Annotated in this window: 16 protein-coding genes; 11 read left to right on the top strand and 5 right to left on the bottom strand. The window is 47.4% G+C overall.

The window, feature by feature from the left end; translation table 11 throughout:
* The first annotated feature begins 28 nt into the window (after positions 1-28).
* From S2091_RS15470 to modC, 11 genes are all read left to right on the top strand, one after another.
* Positions 29-2,884, top strand: a complete 2,856-nt coding sequence (locus S2091_RS15470; RefSeq protein ID WP_105532847.1) for a 2-oxoglutarate dehydrogenase E1 component — start codon at positions 29-31, stop codon at positions 2,882-2,884.
* A gap of 126 nt (positions 2,885-3,010) precedes the next feature.
* Entirely contained in the window at positions 3,011-4,252 is a 1,242-nt protein-coding gene (odhB, locus tag S2091_RS15475; RefSeq protein ID WP_105532848.1) for a 2-oxoglutarate dehydrogenase complex dihydrolipoyllysine-residue succinyltransferase, read from the top strand.
* A gap of 84 nt (positions 4,253-4,336) precedes the next feature.
* Positions 4,337-5,764: a dihydrolipoyl dehydrogenase gene (lpdA, locus tag S2091_RS15480; protein WP_105532849.1), complete on the top strand. Its 1,428-nt coding sequence runs from the start codon at positions 4,337-4,339 to the stop codon at positions 5,762-5,764.
* A gap of 137 nt (positions 5,765-5,901) precedes the next feature.
* Positions 5,902-6,999 (top strand): cell division protein ZapE, encoded by a 1,098-nt coding sequence (zapE, locus tag S2091_RS15485; RefSeq protein ID WP_105532850.1) that lies wholly within the window; start codon positions 5,902-5,904, stop codon positions 6,997-6,999.
* Positions 6,986-7,450, top strand: a complete 465-nt coding sequence (locus S2091_RS15490; protein ID WP_105532851.1) for a hypothetical protein — start codon at positions 6,986-6,988, stop codon at positions 7,448-7,450. The genes zapE and S2091_RS15490 overlap by 14 nt, the downstream gene beginning before the upstream one ends.
* 4 nt (positions 7,451-7,454) lie before the next feature.
* Entirely contained in the window at positions 7,455-8,030 is a 576-nt protein-coding gene (locus tag S2091_RS15495; protein WP_105532852.1) for a chromate transporter, read from the top strand.
* A gap of 4 nt (positions 8,031-8,034) precedes the next feature.
* Positions 8,035-8,613 carry a chromate transporter gene (locus S2091_RS15500; protein ID WP_105532853.1) on the top strand — a complete coding sequence of 193 codons (579 nt, stop codon included), beginning with the start codon at positions 8,035-8,037 and terminating at the stop codon, positions 8,611-8,613.
* A 372-nt stretch (positions 8,614-8,985) separates the two neighbouring features.
* Positions 8,986-11,739 carry a DUF1631 family protein gene (locus S2091_RS15505; RefSeq protein ID WP_165795003.1) on the top strand — a complete coding sequence of 918 codons (2,754 nt, stop codon included), beginning with the start codon at positions 8,986-8,988 and terminating at the stop codon, positions 11,737-11,739.
* Positions 11,740-11,819: 80 nt separating this feature from the next.
* A complete protein-coding gene (modA, locus tag S2091_RS15510) occupies positions 11,820-12,563 on the top strand; it encodes a molybdate ABC transporter substrate-binding protein (RefSeq protein ID WP_105532855.1) in 744 nt (247 codons plus the stop codon).
* Positions 12,563-13,246, top strand: coding sequence for a molybdate ABC transporter permease subunit (gene modB / locus S2091_RS15515; RefSeq protein WP_105532856.1), 684 nt, complete (start codon positions 12,563-12,565; stop codon positions 13,244-13,246). Before modA ends, modB begins: the two co-directional genes overlap by 1 nt.
* Positions 13,243-14,307 carry a molybdenum ABC transporter ATP-binding protein gene (gene modC, locus S2091_RS15520; protein WP_105532857.1) on the top strand — a complete coding sequence of 355 codons (1,065 nt, stop codon included), beginning with the start codon at positions 13,243-13,245 and terminating at the stop codon, positions 14,305-14,307. The genes modB and modC overlap by 4 nt, the downstream gene beginning before the upstream one ends.
* A gap of 83 nt (positions 14,308-14,390) precedes the next feature.
* Here modC and S2091_RS15525 read toward each other — a convergent pair whose 3' ends face one another.
* The 5 genes from S2091_RS15525 to S2091_RS15545 all read right to left on the bottom strand — a co-directional run bounded on the left by S2091_RS15525 (position 14,391) and on the right by S2091_RS15545 (position 18,063).
* On the bottom strand, positions 14,391-14,633 hold the full coding sequence (locus S2091_RS15525; RefSeq protein WP_105532858.1) for a DUF6868 family protein: 243 nt from the start codon (positions 14,631-14,633) through the stop codon (positions 14,391-14,393).
* Positions 14,630-15,040, bottom strand: a complete 411-nt coding sequence (locus S2091_RS15530) for a SpoIIAA family protein (protein ID WP_105532859.1) — start codon at positions 15,038-15,040, stop codon at positions 14,630-14,632. The genes S2091_RS15525 and S2091_RS15530 overlap by 4 nt, the downstream gene beginning before the upstream one ends.
* Positions 15,041-15,362: 322 nt before the next feature.
* On the bottom strand, positions 15,363-16,280 hold the full coding sequence (locus tag S2091_RS15535; RefSeq protein WP_105532860.1) for a pseudouridine synthase: 918 nt from the start codon (positions 16,278-16,280) through the stop codon (positions 15,363-15,365).
* Positions 16,277-17,650 carry an MATE family efflux transporter gene (locus tag S2091_RS15540; RefSeq protein WP_105532861.1) on the bottom strand — a complete coding sequence of 458 codons (1,374 nt, stop codon included), beginning with the start codon at positions 17,648-17,650 and terminating at the stop codon, positions 16,277-16,279. Before S2091_RS15540 ends, S2091_RS15535 begins: the two co-directional genes overlap by 4 nt.
* Before the next feature lie 164 nt (positions 17,651-17,814).
* On the bottom strand, positions 17,815-18,063 hold the full coding sequence (locus tag S2091_RS15545) for a DUF2164 domain-containing protein (protein ID WP_105532862.1): 249 nt from the start codon (positions 18,061-18,063) through the stop codon (positions 17,815-17,817).
* Positions 18,064-18,075: the final 12 nt, after the last annotated feature.

The following is an 18,075-nucleotide window of genomic DNA, read 5'->3' on the forward strand; positions in this document are numbered from 1 at the left end:
TCGCGAAACGCGAAGAAAGGTGAGCAAGATGATGCAAGAATATAACGCCAACTCCTATTTGTTTGGCGGCAATGCCCCCTACGTAGAGGAACTCTACGAAGCCTACCTGAATAATCCTGGGTCGGTGCCTGATAATTGGCGCTCGTATTTTGATGCGATGCAAAACGTCCCTGCTGTAGATGGAACCAGCAAACCTGACGTCGCTCATGCTCCTGTTATAGCTTCTTTTGCCGAACGCGCAAAAAGCGGCCCTATCCGTGTAGTTACTGCTTCCGCTGATGTGGAAATGGGACGTAAACGTACCGCCGTGCAGCAAATTATTGCCGCGTATCGTTTTCTTGGTAGTTCATGGGCCAATTTAGACCCATTGCAACGTCAAGAACGCCCTAACATTCCTGAATTAGACCCTGCATCATACGGACTCTCCGATGCGGATATGGATGTTAAATTCAATATCAGCAATACCTATTTTGGCCCTGAGACATCATCTCTGCGTGATTTGATGAACTCGTTGCGTGACACTTACTGTCGTTCAATTGGTGCTGAATTCATGTATATCAGCAACCCTGTTGAAAAACGCTGGTTGCAACAAAAACTCGAATCAATCCGCGCTACGCCGAATTTTACGGTTGAGAAAAAGAAGCATATTCTTGATCGCTTAACTGCTGCGGAAGGTTTAGAGCGTTATTTACATACACGTTATGTTGGTCAAAAACGCTTCTCGCTTGAAGGTGGAGAAAGCTTTATCGCCTCCATGGACGAAGCAATTCAACGCGCCGGTGAATTTGGCGTGCAAGAAATCGTTATCGGTATGGCGCATCGCGGTCGTTTGAACGTGTTGGTCAATACCTTGGGTAAAATGCCGCAAGATTTGTTTGCTGAATTTGAAGGCAAACACGGCGATGATTTACCTGCTGGCGACGTTAAATATCATCAAGGTTTCTCTTCCGATATTTCTACCCCGGGCGGCCCGGTGCATTTGTCATTGGCGTTCAACCCATCCCATCTTGAAATCGTCAACCCAGTGGTTGAAGGTTCAGTCCGCGCACGTATCGAACGACGTGGCGATGGCGGTAGCGCACAAGTATTGCCTATCATCGTACATGGTGATGCGGCGTTTGCAGGGCAGGGCGTAGTAATGGAAACCTTGAATCTGGCGCAAACACGTGGCTACGGTACTGGCGGTACATTACATATCGTGATTAACAACCAGATCGGCTTTACCACTTCTGATCCACGCGACGCTCGTTCGACGCTGTACTGTTCAGACGTAGTGAAAATGATTGAGGCACCGGTATTGCATATCAATGCCGATGATCCTGAAGCGGTAGTCTTGGCAACGCAAATTGCGCTCGATTATCGTCAAGAATTTAAAAAAGACATCGTACTGGACATCATTTGCTATCGCAAACTTGGCCATAACGAGCAAGATACACCTGCATTGACTCAGCCGTTAATGTACAAAAAAATCGGTCAACATCCTGGTACACGTAAATTGTATGCAGATAAATTGGTTGCACAAGGTAGCATTGGTGCGACTGACGGTGATGACATGGTTAAGGTATTCCGCGATGCGATGGATGCAGGTAAGCTCACAGTCGATCCGGTTATTACCAACTTCAAAAATAAATTTGCCGTTGACTGGATTCCATTTTTAAATCGTAAATGGACCGACGCAGCGGACACCGCTGTGCCGATGACCGAATTAAAACGCCTGGCGCAACGTATCACCACTATTCCTGAAAGCTTCCAGCCGCACAGTCTGGTTCAAAAGGTATTGGCTGACCGTGCTGCAATGGGACGTGGTGAAATTAATCTCGATTGGGGTATGGGCGAGCATTTAGCTTACGCTTCCTTAGTCGCTTCCGGTTATTCCGTGCGCTTAACAGGTCAAGACGCTGGACGCGGTACTTTTGTACATCGCCACGCTGTTTTGCATGATCAAAAGCGTGAACGTTGGGATTCCGGTACCTATGTGCCGCTGCAAAATGTATCTGACGGACAAGCTCCGTTTAGAGTAATTGATTCAGTTTTGTCAGAAGAAGCGGTTCTTGCTTTTGAGTACGGTTATTCTGCTGCAGAACCTAATGCATTGACAATTTGGGAAGCGCAATTCGGCGATTTTGCGAATGGTGCTCAAGTCGTTATTGATCAATTTATTAGCTCCGGCGAAGTCAAGTGGGGTCGTGCATCTGGTTTGACGATGATGCTGCCACACGGTTATGAAGGTCAGGGCCCTGAGCATTCTTCAGCTCGCCCAGAACGTTTCTTGCAATTGTGTGCTGATAACAATATGCAAGTGGTTCAGCCGACTTCCGCCGCGCAGATTTTCCATTTGTTGCGTCGTCAAATGATTCGTCCATTTAGAAAACCGTTGGTCATCCTGACGCCTAAGTCTTTGTTGCGTAATAAAGATGCCGGTTCACCGTTGACTGAGTTTGCTAAAGGTAATTTCCACACCGTGATCGGTGAAGTGGATGAAAGCATTGATCCTAAAAAGGTTAAGCGGATTATTGCCTGCTCAGGAAAAATTTATTACGACCTGGTGAATGCCCGTAAAGAACGTGCCCAAACTGATGTCGCTATTATCCGTGTTGAGCAGTTGTATCCTTTCCCACATAAAGCATTTGCTGCGGAACTTAAAAAATTCCCACTCTTTAACGAGTTAATGTGGACTCAGGATGAACCGCAAAATCAGGGCGCATGGTTCCAGATTCAGCATAATATTTTTGAAGCGTTGGAAGATGGTCAGAAATTGGCTTATGCCGGACGTCCAGCTAGTGCTTCACCTGCCGTAGGTTATTACGATAAACATTACGCGCAGTTGAAGTCATTAATCGACACGGCTTTTTCTAAGCTCAAAGGTTTTGTTCTAACCAAATAAGAGATGGCTGAGCGCTTAGTGTTGCACTAAGCGCTCAGTTGTACGTTTATACGTTTAAATTCAGCGCTACTTACATAAATAAAATGGTTAGGTTAGCGCTGCGAACTAAAGATTACGGAGAATTACATGGCAATCGTTGAAGTTAAAGTACCGCAGCTGTCAGAGTCAGTTGCCGAAGCCACCTTGTTGCAGTGGCATAAAGAAGTAGGTAGTTCAGTTGCTCGCGACGAAAATCTGATTGATATTGAAACAGATAAAGTCGTGTTGGAATTGCCAGCACCGCAAGCTGGTGTGATTACGCAAATTGTCCGGCCAAACGGTAGTACCGTGGTTGCCGGTGAAGTGATCGCCATCATTGATACAGACGCGACAGCTTCTGCGGGCGCAGCTCCAGCACCAGCAGCAACTTCGGCCGCCGCTCCAGTAGCCGCCACTGCTAACGTATCTAAAGCTGATGTGGCTATGCCAGCCGCTGCCAAAATTTTGGCAGAAAATAATATGACGGCAACCCAAGTTGCTGGCAGTGGTAAAGATGGCCGTGTCACCAAAGGTGATGCCCTGGCTGCTGTTTCTGCACCTAAAGCACCCGTAGTTGCGCCTCTGGCTGCTCCGGCTGCCAAGTCAGCATTAGCACAAGTTGCGGCACCTGCTGCGCCTAACCTGGGCGATCGTCCGGAAGAACGCGTACCGATGAGTCGTTTGCGCGCACGTATTGCCGAGCGTTTAATTCAATCCCAATCCACTAACGCCATCCTGACGACGTTTAACGAAGTCAATATGCAGCCAGTGCTTGATCTGCGTAATAAATACAAAGATAAATTTGAAAAAGAACACGGCGTTAAGCTGGGTTTTATGTCGTTCTTTGTTAAGGCTGCTGTTGCCGCATTGAAGAAATACCCGATCATTAATGCATCAGTAGATGGCAATGATATTGTTTATCACGGTTACTTTGATATCGGTATTGCAGTAGGTTCGCCACGCGGTTTAGTCGTGCCAATTCTGCGCAATGCCGATCAAATGTCGATCGCTGATATTGAAAAGAAAATCGGTGAATTCGGTAATAAAGCCAAAGAAGGTAAATTGACTTTAGATGATTTAACTGGCGGTACTTTCTCGATTTCAAATGGCGGTACGTTTGGTTCGATGTTATCGACACCGATCATTAACCCACCACAATCCGCGATTTTGGGCGTTCATGCCACTAAAGATCGCGCCGTGGTTGAAAACGGTCAAATCGTGATACGCCCAATGAACTATCTGGCGATGTCATACGATCACCGCATTGTTGATGGACGTGAAGCGGTGTTAGGCTTGGTTGCAATGAAAGAAGCCTTAGAAGATCCAGCACGTTTGCTGTTGGATTTGTAATCTAAATGTAGTGTCTGCGCAGCCTGATTGAGACTTAAATCATCAGGCTGCGCTTTAGTTATTACCCAAATAAGAGATTCTGCTATGAGTATTCAATTTGATGTGGTCGTCATTGGTGGCGGTCCTGGCGGTTATATCGCCGCAATCCGCGCTGCGCAACTCGGGTTTAAGGTTGCTTGTATCGACGAATGGAAAAACGCCAAAGGCGGTGCTGCGCCTGGTGGAACTTGCACCAATGTAGGTTGCATTCCATCTAAAGCATTATTGCAGTCGTCCGAACATTTTGAACATGCCGGTCATTCCTTTGCCGATCATGGCATCGAAGTACAGGGCTTAAAACTCGATCTGGTGCAAATGCTCAAGCGCAAAGAGACGATTATTAAGCAAAATAATGACGGTATTTTGTATTTGTTTAAAAAGAATAAAGTCAACTTTTTCCATGGTCGCGGCGCATTCGTGGCGGCTGTTGATGGTGGCTATGAAATTAGCGTTACTGGGGTAAACTCAGAAAATATCACGGGCAAACATATTATTGTTGCCACCGGTTCAAACGCCCGCGCTTTGCCGGGTACACCGTTTGATGAAGAGTTGATTTTATCGAACACCGGCGCTTTAGACATTAACGCCGTGCCTAAAAAATTAGGCGTGATCGGTGCTGGCGTAATCGGTTTGGAAATGGGCAGTGTTTGGCGTCGTCTTGGTTCTGAAGTGACGGTGCTGGAAGCGTTACCGGCCTTTTTAGGTGCAGTGGACGACCAGATTGCTAAAGAAGCCCTCAAATTATTTACCAAGCAAGGTTTGGCTATAAATTTAGGCGTAAAAATCGGCAAAATTACCAGCGGCAAAAAGAACGTCACTGTTGAATACACTGACGCAAAAGGCGCGGAACAGAAAGCCGAATTCGATAAACTCATCATCTCCATCGGACGTACACCAAACACCATCGGTTTGAACGCTGAAGCAATTGGCTTGCAATTGGATGAGCGCGGCTTTGTGGCTGTTGACGGTGATTGCAAAACCAACTTGGCTAACGTTTGGGCGGTTGGCGACGTAGTGCGCGGTCCTATGCTGGCACACAAGGCGGAAGAAGAAGGCGTTGCAGTTGCTGAGCGTATTGCGGGTCAGCACGGTCACGTTAACTTCAATACCGTACCTTGGGTTATCTACACTTCGCCAGAAATCGCTTGGGTTGGTCGTACTGAGCAGCAGTTAAAAGCCGATGGCGTAGCATACAAAGCTGGTACTTTCCCGTTTATGGCGAATGGCCGTGCACGTGCTTTGGGCGACACTTCCGGTATGGTGAAATTTTTAGCCGATGCAGTAACCGATGAAATCTTAGGCGTGCATATTATTGGGCCGATGGCATCTGAATTGATTTCTGAAGCAGTCGTTGCGATGGAATTTAAAGCATCTGCCGAAGATATCGCCCGTATTTGCCATGCTCACCCATCGCTTTCTGAAGCAACCAAAGAAGCGGCCTTGGCAGTGGATAAACGCGCATTGAATTTCTAAAGTAGGGTGGGCACGGTTTTGTGCCCACGTTTTACTTTTGATTATTAGTATTCTCAATAAAATTCTTTGTTCATTCGCGGTTACGCGTGGGCACGATAAAACCGTGCCCACCTACTAAGCATTAATTTGGACCAATTATGAATGTAGTAGAGTTTTACAAGCACGCGCTCGCTGAGCGTGGTTTTACTGCCGATGAAGCACAGTTTCGCGCGGTAGAGCGGCTGCAAGTTGCCTTTGATGAGTGGCTTGCGTATAAAAATCGGCGTACCAATAAATTGATGCGGATGCTTAATCCGCCAGAGATTCCGCGTGGCGTTTACATGTGGGGCGGAGTAGGGCGCGGCAAGTCCTTTTTAATGGACAGTTTTTATAATGTCGTACCGCTGCAACGCAAAACCCGCATTCACTTCCATGAATTCATGCGCGGAGTTCATCAGCAGTTGGATGAACTCAAAGGTGTGGCTAATCCGTTAGATATTGTCGCAGCCAAAATCGCCAAAAAATACCGCCTGATCTGTTTTGACGAATTTCATATTTCCGACGTGGCTGATGCCATGATTATGTTTAATTTGTTGACGGGGCTATTCAATCATGGCGTGTCATTTATCATGACCTCCAACTACCAGCCCGATACTTTGTACCCAGATGGTTTGCACCGCGACCGCCTGTTGCCTACCATCAAACTGCTTAATGAGCGGTTGGATGTGATGAATGTTGATTCAGGCAATGATTACCGCAAGCGCGCTTTGGAGCAGGTAGAAGTCTATTTGACGCCATTAAATTCCGCTACCGACGCGGCGTTGCGTCTGGCGTATAAAAAAATTGCCGAAGTCGCCGACGAAGATGCGCGGCTGCGCATAGAATCGCGTGAAATTCACGCATTGCGCCGTGCCGGCGGCATAATCTGGTTTGATTTTGCGACCTTGTGCGGAGGCCCGCGCTCGCAAAATGATTATCTGGAAATTGCCAGCCAATTCCATACCGTGATATTGTCTGGCATTCCCCGTCTGTCCGCCGCCATGTCGTCTGAAGCGCGCCGCTTTACGTGGTTAATTGACGTATTTTATGATCATAAAATTAAGCTCATTATGTCGGCCCAAGTAGCCGCAGATGAGCTTTACACAGAAGGCACTTTATCCAATGAATTTCATCGCACCGTTTCGCGCATTATTGAAATGCAATCCCGCGAGTATATGGACAGCCAAACCAGAGCTGCGACCGATGAACTGGTTTAAGCGCGCTAGCGCCGTGCTCTTGGTGTCGTTGTGCAGCGCATGCGCAAACAGTCCGCCGGTTATCGATACCAATGTGACGATCAACTTTCCAGAAGTCGCGCCAATTGTTAGCGTAGAGCAGGCTGATGCAGCGCTGGAAGCGGTTGCCTTGTCTCGGGCTCAAATAGACTGGCGGTTTCGTCAGAAAGAGCAAATCTGCTATACCAAATTTTTTATGAATCACTGCATGCTGGAAGCCAAAGAGCAGCGCCGTATCGATTTGGCGACAGTTAAAAAAAGCGAAGTCGCAGCGAATTATTTTAAGCGCAAAAATAATGTGGAAGAAATGGATCGAGCGCTAGTTGAAAAAAATTTGGCGCACCCTCTGCCTGGCACCACGCCAAATGATGATGCGGAGAATAAGTCAGATAAGCCTGCTACGACTGACTTAGTTAAAAAACCGGTCAACTAACTCAATGCTAGACCCCTTGCCTCATCAACACCCAGCCCCGCAATCTATTGCTGATTTATTTTACTCATTCACTCTAATTGCGTTGCAGGGTTTTGGTGGTGTGTTAGCGATAATTCAGCGCGAACTGGTGGATAAAAAAGGCTGGCTGACTAGAGAAGAATTTATTGAAGAGTGGGCCGTGGCGCAAATTATGCCAGGGCCCAATGTTGTTAATTTATCGTTAATGGTGGGTGCACGCTATTTTGGCCTGCGTGGCGCGCTGGCCGCTTTAGCGGGAATGTTGTGCGTACCGTTAATTATCGTCGTAATTCTGGGCGTGTTGTACGCCGAATTCGCGACGCATCCCGGTGTTAGCGGTGCCATACGCGGCATGAGTGCGGTAGCGGCAGGGTTAATCATTGCTACCGGGCTCAAACTGTTTGCCGGGCTTAAATCCAATCCACTTGGAAAAACGCTTTGTATTACTTTGGGCTTGATGTGTTTTGGCTGTATAGCCTTGCTACGTTGGCCGTTATTGCACGTGTTATTGGGTCTGGGGCCAATAGCGTGTATTGCAGCGTATCGCGCATTGAAAACCTGAATCTATGCAGCCAGCGTTACAAATTTCTCTTAATTGGTCTGATTGGCTGGATTTATTTCAGCACTACTTCATGTTGTCGATGCTATCTATCGGCGGCGCCATTTCCACTTTGCCCGAAATGCATCGGTTTTTAGTCGAGCAGCATCACTGGCTGACCGAAACGCAATTTAATGCGTCGATTGCCATCGGGCAAGCATCGCCCGGCCCCAACCTGTTATTTATTGCTTTGTTAGCCTGGAATGTCGGGATTAATTCAGGTAGCGTCGCGGCAGGACTTTTTAGTGTTTTGATTGCCATGGTCGGTATTTTAGTGCCGAGCACAACGCTGACTTATCTGGTGGCGGGCTGGCTGCGCAATAACAATGGACTTCGTCCTGTTCGTGCTTTTAAACAAGGGTTAGCGCCAATCGTGATTGCGCTATTAATTGCCACTGGCTGGATTATGGCGAGCTCACATCCTCAGGGCGAATGGCATTTGTGGTTAGTTACTATCGTTACCGCAGTGCTGATCTGGCGCACTCGTATTCACATGTTATGGCTGATTGGTGCTGGTGCATTATTAGGCTGGTTTGGGTTTATTTAAACTTTTTTCATTCACCACCTTCAAGCAGGCATCGCCTAAATTCAATCGGCTCCTTAAGCTAGCCCAAATTGCTCATTAGTATTAACTATTCCCATCACTCCCATCGACGTTAACTGACATAAAACCTTGTTTGTTGCCTGTTTTGCGACTAACTTACAAAGGAAACTTCCTTGGTTTTAAGTACTCCTTATCAAAAAACAACATCAAATAACTCGCGCTTAACATTGGTAACTGTTGTTTCAATTTGAAATATATTGTTAAATTGCATCTTAAATTGATCATGCCGGCTTAATTAAAAGTACACTTGTCAACTCATTACTAATTAATCCAGAAAAAATTCTTTTTTAATAAGTAGGCACAGGGAAAATGGGAATGGATAGAAATACTTTACTTAATTCAAGTCGCGCTACATTCCTCTCAACATTCAATTCGTTGATTGAGGGCGTGGTGCGTCGGTCTTTTGAACAGCTTTACGATAAAGCCGATAAAAGTATTAATTCACAAATGCAACGGCATATGTTGGATGCGCGTACTTTATTAATGCGCAATGACGTTGCGTTGATCAAAAACATCGTCGGCAAACTTGAAGCATTGCTAAACCGTAGTTTTCAGACAGCTTACGATACCTTTAGACCTTCCTTTTTCACTGCCGGTAAGGCGAGTTCTTTGGCGTTGATGGATCTCAATACGTTTGAAGATGACTTGCGGGTGGATATTATTACCAGCCGCTTTCGTAGTGAAGCTGAAGAACAATTACGCGATTTGAATATCCGCATCGCCATCCTTTTTGAGCGCAATGATATTGCCGAGCGCGAAAATCCATTTCGTCCTTATTTACTGACTCGTGCCATCGTTCTTGGTGTTGAGGCGATCAACGCAGAAGCCGAGCTGGCAGTAATTTTAACTGACCAACTGGCCGAAGAATTGGGGCTAAATATCGTCTCGCTCTATGAGTCAATTAACCAGCATTTATCTGAATGCGGCGTAGCTGCTCAACTGCAATTTAAACCGCAACGCATGCCATCTGACTTGACGAACCCGGTCGGTTATGAGGCCGAAGGCAATGCAGCGAATGTGGGCGCGAACGAAGCTTCGGCGCATCCGCGTCACCATCCGCATCCGGCAAATAAGGCCGAGTCAGCTGCGAACAAAGCCGGAAAAATTGAGCATTTATTGCAGATGGTGAAGCACGGTAATCCGCAGCAAATGCAATCTGGTGCTAGTTACGATTCTTTTAATGAAGGCAGTTTTAATGGCGGTGGTGGCGCAAGTTCTGGTTCCGGAAGAACCGGCGTTGGTGGCTTCGGCGGATCAGGCGGTGGAATGGCCGGTGGTTCGCATGCCGCATCACCCATGAGTCATGGAAGCTCGCAAGGTTCGGGCGGTGGCTTATTGAATCATGCCGGCTCGGCTGTCAGTGGCTGGCTGGAAGGTGCGCAAGAAGTCGGTGATGCACTGCGGCGTGTGTTCTTGGGTGGAACAAGCGGCGGCGCTAGTGCGCATGGTAATAGTAGTGGCAATGAATACGGTAATGCCGCACAAGGTAATAGTATGCACGGTGAAGGGCATGACCAGGGTCAATCTGGTGGCGCTGGGCACTTTAAGTCAATTTCGCCGCAGCTGAGTCATGCGCTGCATTCACCGGTTCCAAGTACCGGTGAGATGACGGGTGTGGATGGTGAAGTACGTAACCTGATTATTGAGAGCCGCGATAGCCTGAATGCGATGGCGGCAGATCAGCATGAAAAAATGACCATCGACATCGTTGCGATGTTATTTGAGTTTATTTTAAAAGATCATCAAGTGCCTGCAGAAGTACGCGCTCAATTGGGACGCTTGCAATTTTCTGTGCTCAAAATGGCGCTGATGGATTCGGCGTTATTAACTAAAAAAAGTCATCCCGCACGTTTGTTGGTGAATCGAATCGGTTCTATTTCTGTCGGACTCCAGCAGATAGATCCAACCGGTGAGCGGATTTCAGCAGAAATCTGTCGGATAGTGGAAGAGCTGTTAGCCAGTGACTCTGAAAGCCCTGAATTGTTTAGCAAAATGCTGGATCAGCTGGATGTGTTTATTGCGCGCGAATTATTGGCATCGAATACAAATGTGGAGCAGGCAGTTAATGTAGTGATTAATGCCGAACATCGTTCAGAGCGTTTTAGTCACGCCAGCGCCAAGCTGGAAAAAATGTTGGATGGCATCGCCGTTACACCGTATTTGCGGCGGTTTTTGCTGGATACCTGGTCACATGTAATCGAACGGGTAGAGCGTAATCCTCATGTCGATTCCACTCGCTTTCGCTTGCTGGTGCCTAATTTATTGTGGAGTATTTTGCCTAAAGCCAGCCACGATGATCGTGCGATGTTATTGCAGGTTATCCCCGGTTTGGTTCCTGTGTTACGGGAAGGAATGAGCTTGGTGGCATGGCTGCCTGAGCATCAGCAAGAATTATTAAATTGGTTGGTTGATGCGCACACCACCGTTATGCGCGCCGCAGCAAGTATTGATCCGGTCGTATCCCTGGTTGAAGTGCAACGCCATTTCCATGAGTTTGTTTATCCGGATGATGAACCTTTGCCGGCTCTTCCAGTGACATACAAAGGGGATGTCAATCGTTCGTTTTTAGATGAGGCAATCAGAGAGCTGGAACTTGAGTTGCATGCAGTTGGAGTGCTGCAAGATCTGGATGTGAAGCCAGAGCTGATTGACCCGGATCACCACTATGAAGAAGAATTTGTATCTAAGTCTGAGCCAGAAACTGAATTCGACACGACGTCGAGCGGGTTTTATACGACAGTCGGTGCGATCGAAAAAAATAGTGCAGCTAAAGAGGCGGAGGGTAGTGAAACTGACATCCTGGATCGCTTGCGTAGCGGTGTTATTGTTGAAATTAATCTCTCAGGAACGCCAACTAAAGGCCGCCTGAATTGGATTAGCCCGAATTCGTCCAATTTGATTTTGACGGTCAATGGGCAAGAAGCCCCATCGATTATCAGTGTGCGTATGTTCCGGCGCATGCTAAAAAGTTCGCGGGCCCGGTTTGTGGAAGTGGCGCCCTTATTCGAGCGCGCTGTACAGTCGTTATTAGAATCTGCCGACTTGGTGGATTTAGCACACGCAGCATAATCTCAGAATAATCTCACCTTGCTGGTTCCTCGCACATGCTAGAATTTGGCGCACTATTTATTCGCTCAAGTGAGATCGCCATGTTACGCAAATTGATTGGTTGTTGCCTTGTTTTACTGGCTGGCTCCAGCTTTGCCGATGAAGTACAAGTCGCTGTGGCTGCTAATTTTGCTGCACCCATGAAGCAGATTGCACTGGCATTTGAGCAAACTACCGGACACAAAGCGCTGCTGTCTTTTGGCGCAACCGGCAAATTTTATGCGCAGATTAAAAATGCCGCACCGTTTGATATTTTGTTGGCAGCCGATCAAACTACTCCCACCCAATTAGCCCAAGAGCAAGCCGCTGTAGCGGGCAGTCAATTTACCTATGCAATCGGCAAATTAGTCTTGTGGTCAGCTGCGGCGGGCTTGGTTGATGCGCAAGGTGCCATATTAAAACACGGCAGTTTTGCGCACTTGGCGTTAGCTTCACCCAAGCAAGCGCCGTATGGCGCTGCTGCGCTGGAGACATTGACTGCGCTGAATTTGGTCAAGGAATTGTCGCCCAAATTTGTGCAAGGTGAAAGCATAGGCCAGACCTATACCTTTGTCGCTACCGGCAATGCAGAACTTGGCTTTGTGGCATTGTCGCAAGTGTGGGAAAACAATCAAATCAAATCCGGTTCTGCGTGGATAGTCCCTGAAAATTTATATGCACCGTTGCGCCAGGACGCGATTCTGCTCAAGCATGGCAAAGATAATTCGGCCGCTTTAGCCTTGTTGGCGTATTTAAAAACCGATGCCGCTAAAAACATCATTCGCTCTTACGGATACCGTTTTTAATGGACGCCGCTGATTTAGGCGCAATCTGGTTAACTCTTAAATTAGCCACGCTCACCACGGTTATTTTGCTCTTGCTAGGTACGCCGTTAGCGTGGTGGTTGGCGCGCACCAAATCCAGATCTAAAAACGTAATACGCACTTTAGTCGCGTTGCCACTAGTGCTGCCGCCGACGGTGATTGGTTTCTATTTGCTGGTATTTATGGGCCCGCATGGTGCATTTGGGCAGTTGACGCAAACACTGGGTCTGGGCTTGTTACCATTCACGTTTTCTGGTTTAGTGATTGCTTCCATGCTGTATTCCATGCCGTTTGTCGTGCAACCTTTATATAACGCGTTTGAAGCAATCGGCGAGCGGCCATTGGAAGTCGCTGCCACTTTGCGTGCAACGCCGTTAGATACGTTTTTTTCTGTAGTGCTGCCGTTAGCCAAGCCTGGTTATTTAACGGCCACGGTGATGGGTTTTGCGCATACGGTCGGGGAGTTTGGGGTAGTGCTGATGATAGGCGGGAATATCGCTGATAAAACCCGGGTAGTTTCCGTGCAAATTTATGATCATGTCGATGCGCTGGAATATGCACATGCGCATAGTTTGTCGGCTGTCATGCTAGTGTTTTCATTCGTGGTATTGCTGTTACTGTATAAATTCAATCCGACTAATTCCGCGGGAAAATCCTCGTTATGAGCGGCGTACATCTGCAATTAAAGCTGCCCAATCTGGCGATAGATTTATCGCTGCCAAATATTGGAATTAGCGCTATCGTCGGGCCCTCTGGCGCAGGTAAAACAACCTTGCTGCGCGCAGTGGCTGGGCTGGAATCTGTTTGCCGTGGACGAGTCGACATTAATGGCGCAGTTTGGCAGGACGATACTCAAAAAATATTTTTGGCGGCGCACCAACGCTCGGTCGGATTTGTATTCCAGGAAGCGAGTTTATTTACGCATTTATCGGTTCAAGGCAATCTCGAATTTGGACTACGCCGCATTCCGGTTGCGGAGCAAAAGGTGTCTTTATCGCAGGCGGTGGAATTGCTAGGGATTGGGCCACTATTAAATCGCTCTCCAGCGACTCTTTCTGGCGGTGAAAAGCAGAGGGTAGCAATCGCCCGTGCTTTGGCAACCAGCCCCAAATTATTACTCATGGATGAACCGTTAGCCTCGCTCGATGAGCCGCGCAAAGCAGAAATTTTTCCGTATCTGGAACGACTGCACAGCGAGTTGGAAATTCCGCTGTTGTATGTAAGTCATGCTACCGATGAAGTAGCGCGTCTGGCTGATTATGTTGTGATGTTGGACGCTGGGCAAGTGCGTGCGAGCGGCAGCGTGTTTGAATTATTAACCCGCGCTGACTTACCTTTTGCCCACGGTGATGCTGCTTCCGCTTTAATTGGCGCGAAAGTCATCGCACACGATCCGCATTATCAACTTTCTCAATTTGAATTCTCCGGTGGCATATTGTGGCTGCCGCATAGCGCAACTGCATTAGGGAATACGGTACGTTTGCGGATTCAGGCGCGTGATGTGAGCTTGTCATTGACTCAGCAAATTGGCTCTAGTATTTTGAATTCTTTGGCGGTGAAAATTAGCGCAATCCAGGGCGATGCGCTGGGTTTGGTGATGGTGGAGTTAGACGCCGGCGGCACGCGTTTGTTGGCGCGCATTACTAGAAAATCGGCAGAACAATTAGGGTTGGTAATTGGCATGGCGTTGTTCGCGCAGATTAAGGGTGTGGCGATATTGAAGTGAGTTTACATGACTGGCTACGACATGCAGCGTTAACCTAACTGAGCTGCTCTAGGGCTTGTAATTTCTGTACCGCTATCATCGCGTTACGACGAAAAATAAAGAGCAATCAAAGGGACCAGATTGAACAGAATGATTCCAATTTTATAAATGGCTAATCCCGCGTAGTGAATGGAGTCAAAAGTTTCAACAGAAAGCTTGAACCAGCGTGTATGCAGACGATAAAGTAAGTCGTGAGCAAGGATTAAGACTCCAAACCAGATGAAAAGCACCGCATAGTTAATGGCAACACACCACAACAATGCCTCTTTTATTTCATGCGCATTCATGACGTTAACTGCAAGTTTTTCGCACTTGTCGATAATTGCACAGGGGCGGTCTCCAACCAGTGACGTGCCTTGGCGTCGTCGATAAATGGGAAGTGCCTTATTTCGGCTGATGTAAGGTAGTTGCCAAGTGATGCTGCTATGCCGGCGAAATGGCTGTCCGTTACGATCGCTACGCGTTCGACGGACTTGTCATGATGACCAACAAAGTGCATATGGGCAGCCAACCCACCGAAGTCTTCCCAGCCGGGAAATTCCATGGAATGAATCAAGATACCTTGCAGTTTAGTATGATCCGCGAGATAGGCATTTATCGCCGTATTAAGCCCGTCAAAATCCTCTTTGCTTAATGATGTGTGAGGAGCCAGCTCCAAGATACCTTCCGGTTGTGAAATTGAGTAGTCGAGCATGTGATTCTCCTTGAATATGTGTCTAATCGAATAAGGTAATCTTGTTGCTGACTGAAAGCTTACTTCCAGGTTCTGGGTAAGTCTGTGCGTATCCGCACTTAGTGTTGAATAAGGTTGGTTTGGATGAATTGAAGTTTGGATTACATGCTTAGGTAGTAATACATGTGCCAACGTAAAATTTAGTCATTTTGACGATTATTGAAAAATACTGTTCCAGTATTCCCATTGGGTCGCTATGGAGTTTCGCCTGGTAGGGTGAAGCCGTTTCATGAGCAGGGGATATATAGTCCGAAACCCTCACTTCACCTCCAGTATTCTCAATTCAAAAAACTAATTTCCGCTGACTTTCAAAATAACGTTCTTGGCCCGTAATCGGGTCGTTAAAGCCGATAGAGCGGGCTAGTAATTGCAAAGGCTGCGACATGTCGTCGGCTTTGCAGGGCAGGGCTATTGGGTAGAAGGCATCGTTCAAAATCGGAATGCCTAATGCAGCCAAATGGACTCTGAGTTGATGTTTGCGCCCGCTTAGTGGGTGCAGACGATAGCGGCTTACTTGCCCGCTGATTTGTTCGATAAGTTCAATCCGCGTTTCAGAATTGGCGATGCCGGGTACTTCCTGCATGCGGAAAAATGGCGTGCCGGGTGCCATGCGACTGCGGTAAGTTAAGGGTAACTCGTGGCCGATTAAATTAGGCGCTAAGGCTTCGTATTCTTTCTGCACAGTACGTTGCTGGAATAAAGCTTGATACGCGCCGCGACTTGCCAGGTTGATGGAAAAAATCATTACGCCCGCGGTTTCGCGATCTAGCCGGTGAATTGGCGTGAGATCATGGAAGTGGTATTTATTTTTTAAACGCACCAGCAAAGTTTCATGCAAAAACCGGCCGGTAGGAATCACCGGTAAAAAATGCGGTTTATCAACGACTAAAATATGCTGATCTTGAAACAGGATCTGCTCTTCAAAGGGGATCGGCGTTTCAGCTTCAATTTCACGGTAATAAAAAATCCGTCCGCCCCAGCGATAAGGGCTGGTAGCAGAGTATGGTGCGCCAGTTTCATTCACTACTTCACCGCGCGCCATGCGGCTTTGCCAAATCTCACTGCTCACATCGGGAAAGCGTTGAATTAAAAATTCCAGCAAGCTGCTCCACTCACCCTTTTGTAGCCATAAATAACTCGGCGCGACACCATCGCGTATCGGCAACGGTGGGTTCGCGGAAAGGTATTGTTTGGGACTCATGGGTTAAGGAGGTTATGTTGATTATTGTGCAAAATAAGCTGGCTATGGCTAGTGCGTCTGAATAAAAATTGCAAGGCCAGCGCAGTAAATGTGAGTGCAATAATTAACGCAATCCAATAGCCGCGCACGCCTAAACCTGGATAAGTATCGGTGCCAAAAGTGAGTAAATAACCGAGCGGCATGCCGATAATCCAGAACGCAGTCATGTGTATCATCATCGGAACGCGGGTGACTTTGTAGCCGCGTAACACGCCGGCACTAACGACTTGGGTAATGTCGGAAAATTGGAAAATGCCTGCTAATACAATCAGGTTCCCGGCCAATGCTAATACCGCTTCGTCTTGGGTGTACCAGCGGGATACCCAATGCGAACCAAAAATCATCAAGCAGCCTGACATGACCGCAATGAATAGCCCTAGGCGGATGCCGTTTTGACCTATTGCACGTGCTTCTTCAAAATTTTTCGCGCCGACTGCATGGCCAACCCGCACGGTTAATGCTGTGCCGACTGCCATTGGTACCATAAAAGTGAGTGAACAAAAGTTGAGCGCAATTTGATGTGCCGCGACTGACGTCGTACCAAGTTTGGCGATGATTAAGGCGATAAAACTAAACGCACTGACTTCGACTAAAAACATGATGCCGATCGGTAAACCAAGTTTGAATAACTGTTTTTGTACGGCAGAGTTCCAGCCTTGCCAAGCCCTGAATGGATGGGTTTGTTGATAGTAGTCGGTGCGCAAAATCCACGCGGAAAGCAGGATGAAATTAACCCATACGCAAAATGCAGTCGCCCAGCCGCAGCCAACGCCGCCCATTGCTGGGAAACCTAAATGGCCATAAATTAAGATCCAGTTTGCGGGGATATTTAACAGCAGGCAAAACACCGAAATGATCATCATCGGCTTGGTATGTTTCAATGCCGCGCTATAGCTGTATAGCACCCGATATAGTGCAAAGGCCGGTAAGCCCCAGCTGATTGCTTTTAAAAAATCTGCTGCCTTATTCGCGATTAATGGTTCTAGCCCAAGGTGTGGAAAAATCGGCAGTAGTAAGCGGGTTGCGATCCAAGCGAGTGCTGCGATTATTAAAGCTTGTACTAATGCTTGCTGGGTCAGCGCTGAAATGGAGCCGGTGTCATTTGCCCCGACTTTTTGTGCGACCAGTGGGCTAGTCGCCAGCAAATAGCCGAGCATGGTCACGATTAAGGTGACCCAAATTGAGGAGCCAACAGAAACCGCGGCCAGGTCGCCGGCAGACACGTGACCTGCCATAACCGTATCAATAAATGCGGTGCCGGTAGAGGCCAGTTGGCCGACGGCAATCGGCCAGGCTAAATGCCAGGTGGCGCGGGTATCTTTTAAACGCATAGTAGTCTTCGTTGATGAGTTGCAATGTTTTGGACTGAATTTATAGGACTTACGCAAAGTCACTCCAGCGGCGTTGCGCACTCCTTGCTGGAACAATTTTACGTAAGCCCTATTAATGTAGTCAGTTTTTTCCGGAATGTAGTTAGATAAGTGCCGACTGAGATCTATTTTTTCCAGTAGGATATTTCTTGCTCATGGCAAGAAATATCCATTTCGGCAACACGATCTTGCATATGTGATTGCGCATCGGCAATTGCCTGATTGTAGATGCTTGGGCCTAATTCTCGTAAGCAAAAATCTAAAAATAGTGTGGATTTTAAGCTGCCAATTTCCTCATCCATATGCTCTTTGAAAAAGCGCTGGATCGAGCCTAATAAACGCTCTTCATTTTCTTTGCTTAGTTTAATTGCCATGATCGCGTCTCA

Origin of the sequence: Solimicrobium silvestre (assembly GCF_002976435.1) — a bacterium.
In the GTDB taxonomy this organism is placed as follows: domain Bacteria; phylum Pseudomonadota; class Gammaproteobacteria; order Burkholderiales; family Burkholderiaceae_D; genus Solimicrobium; species Solimicrobium silvestre.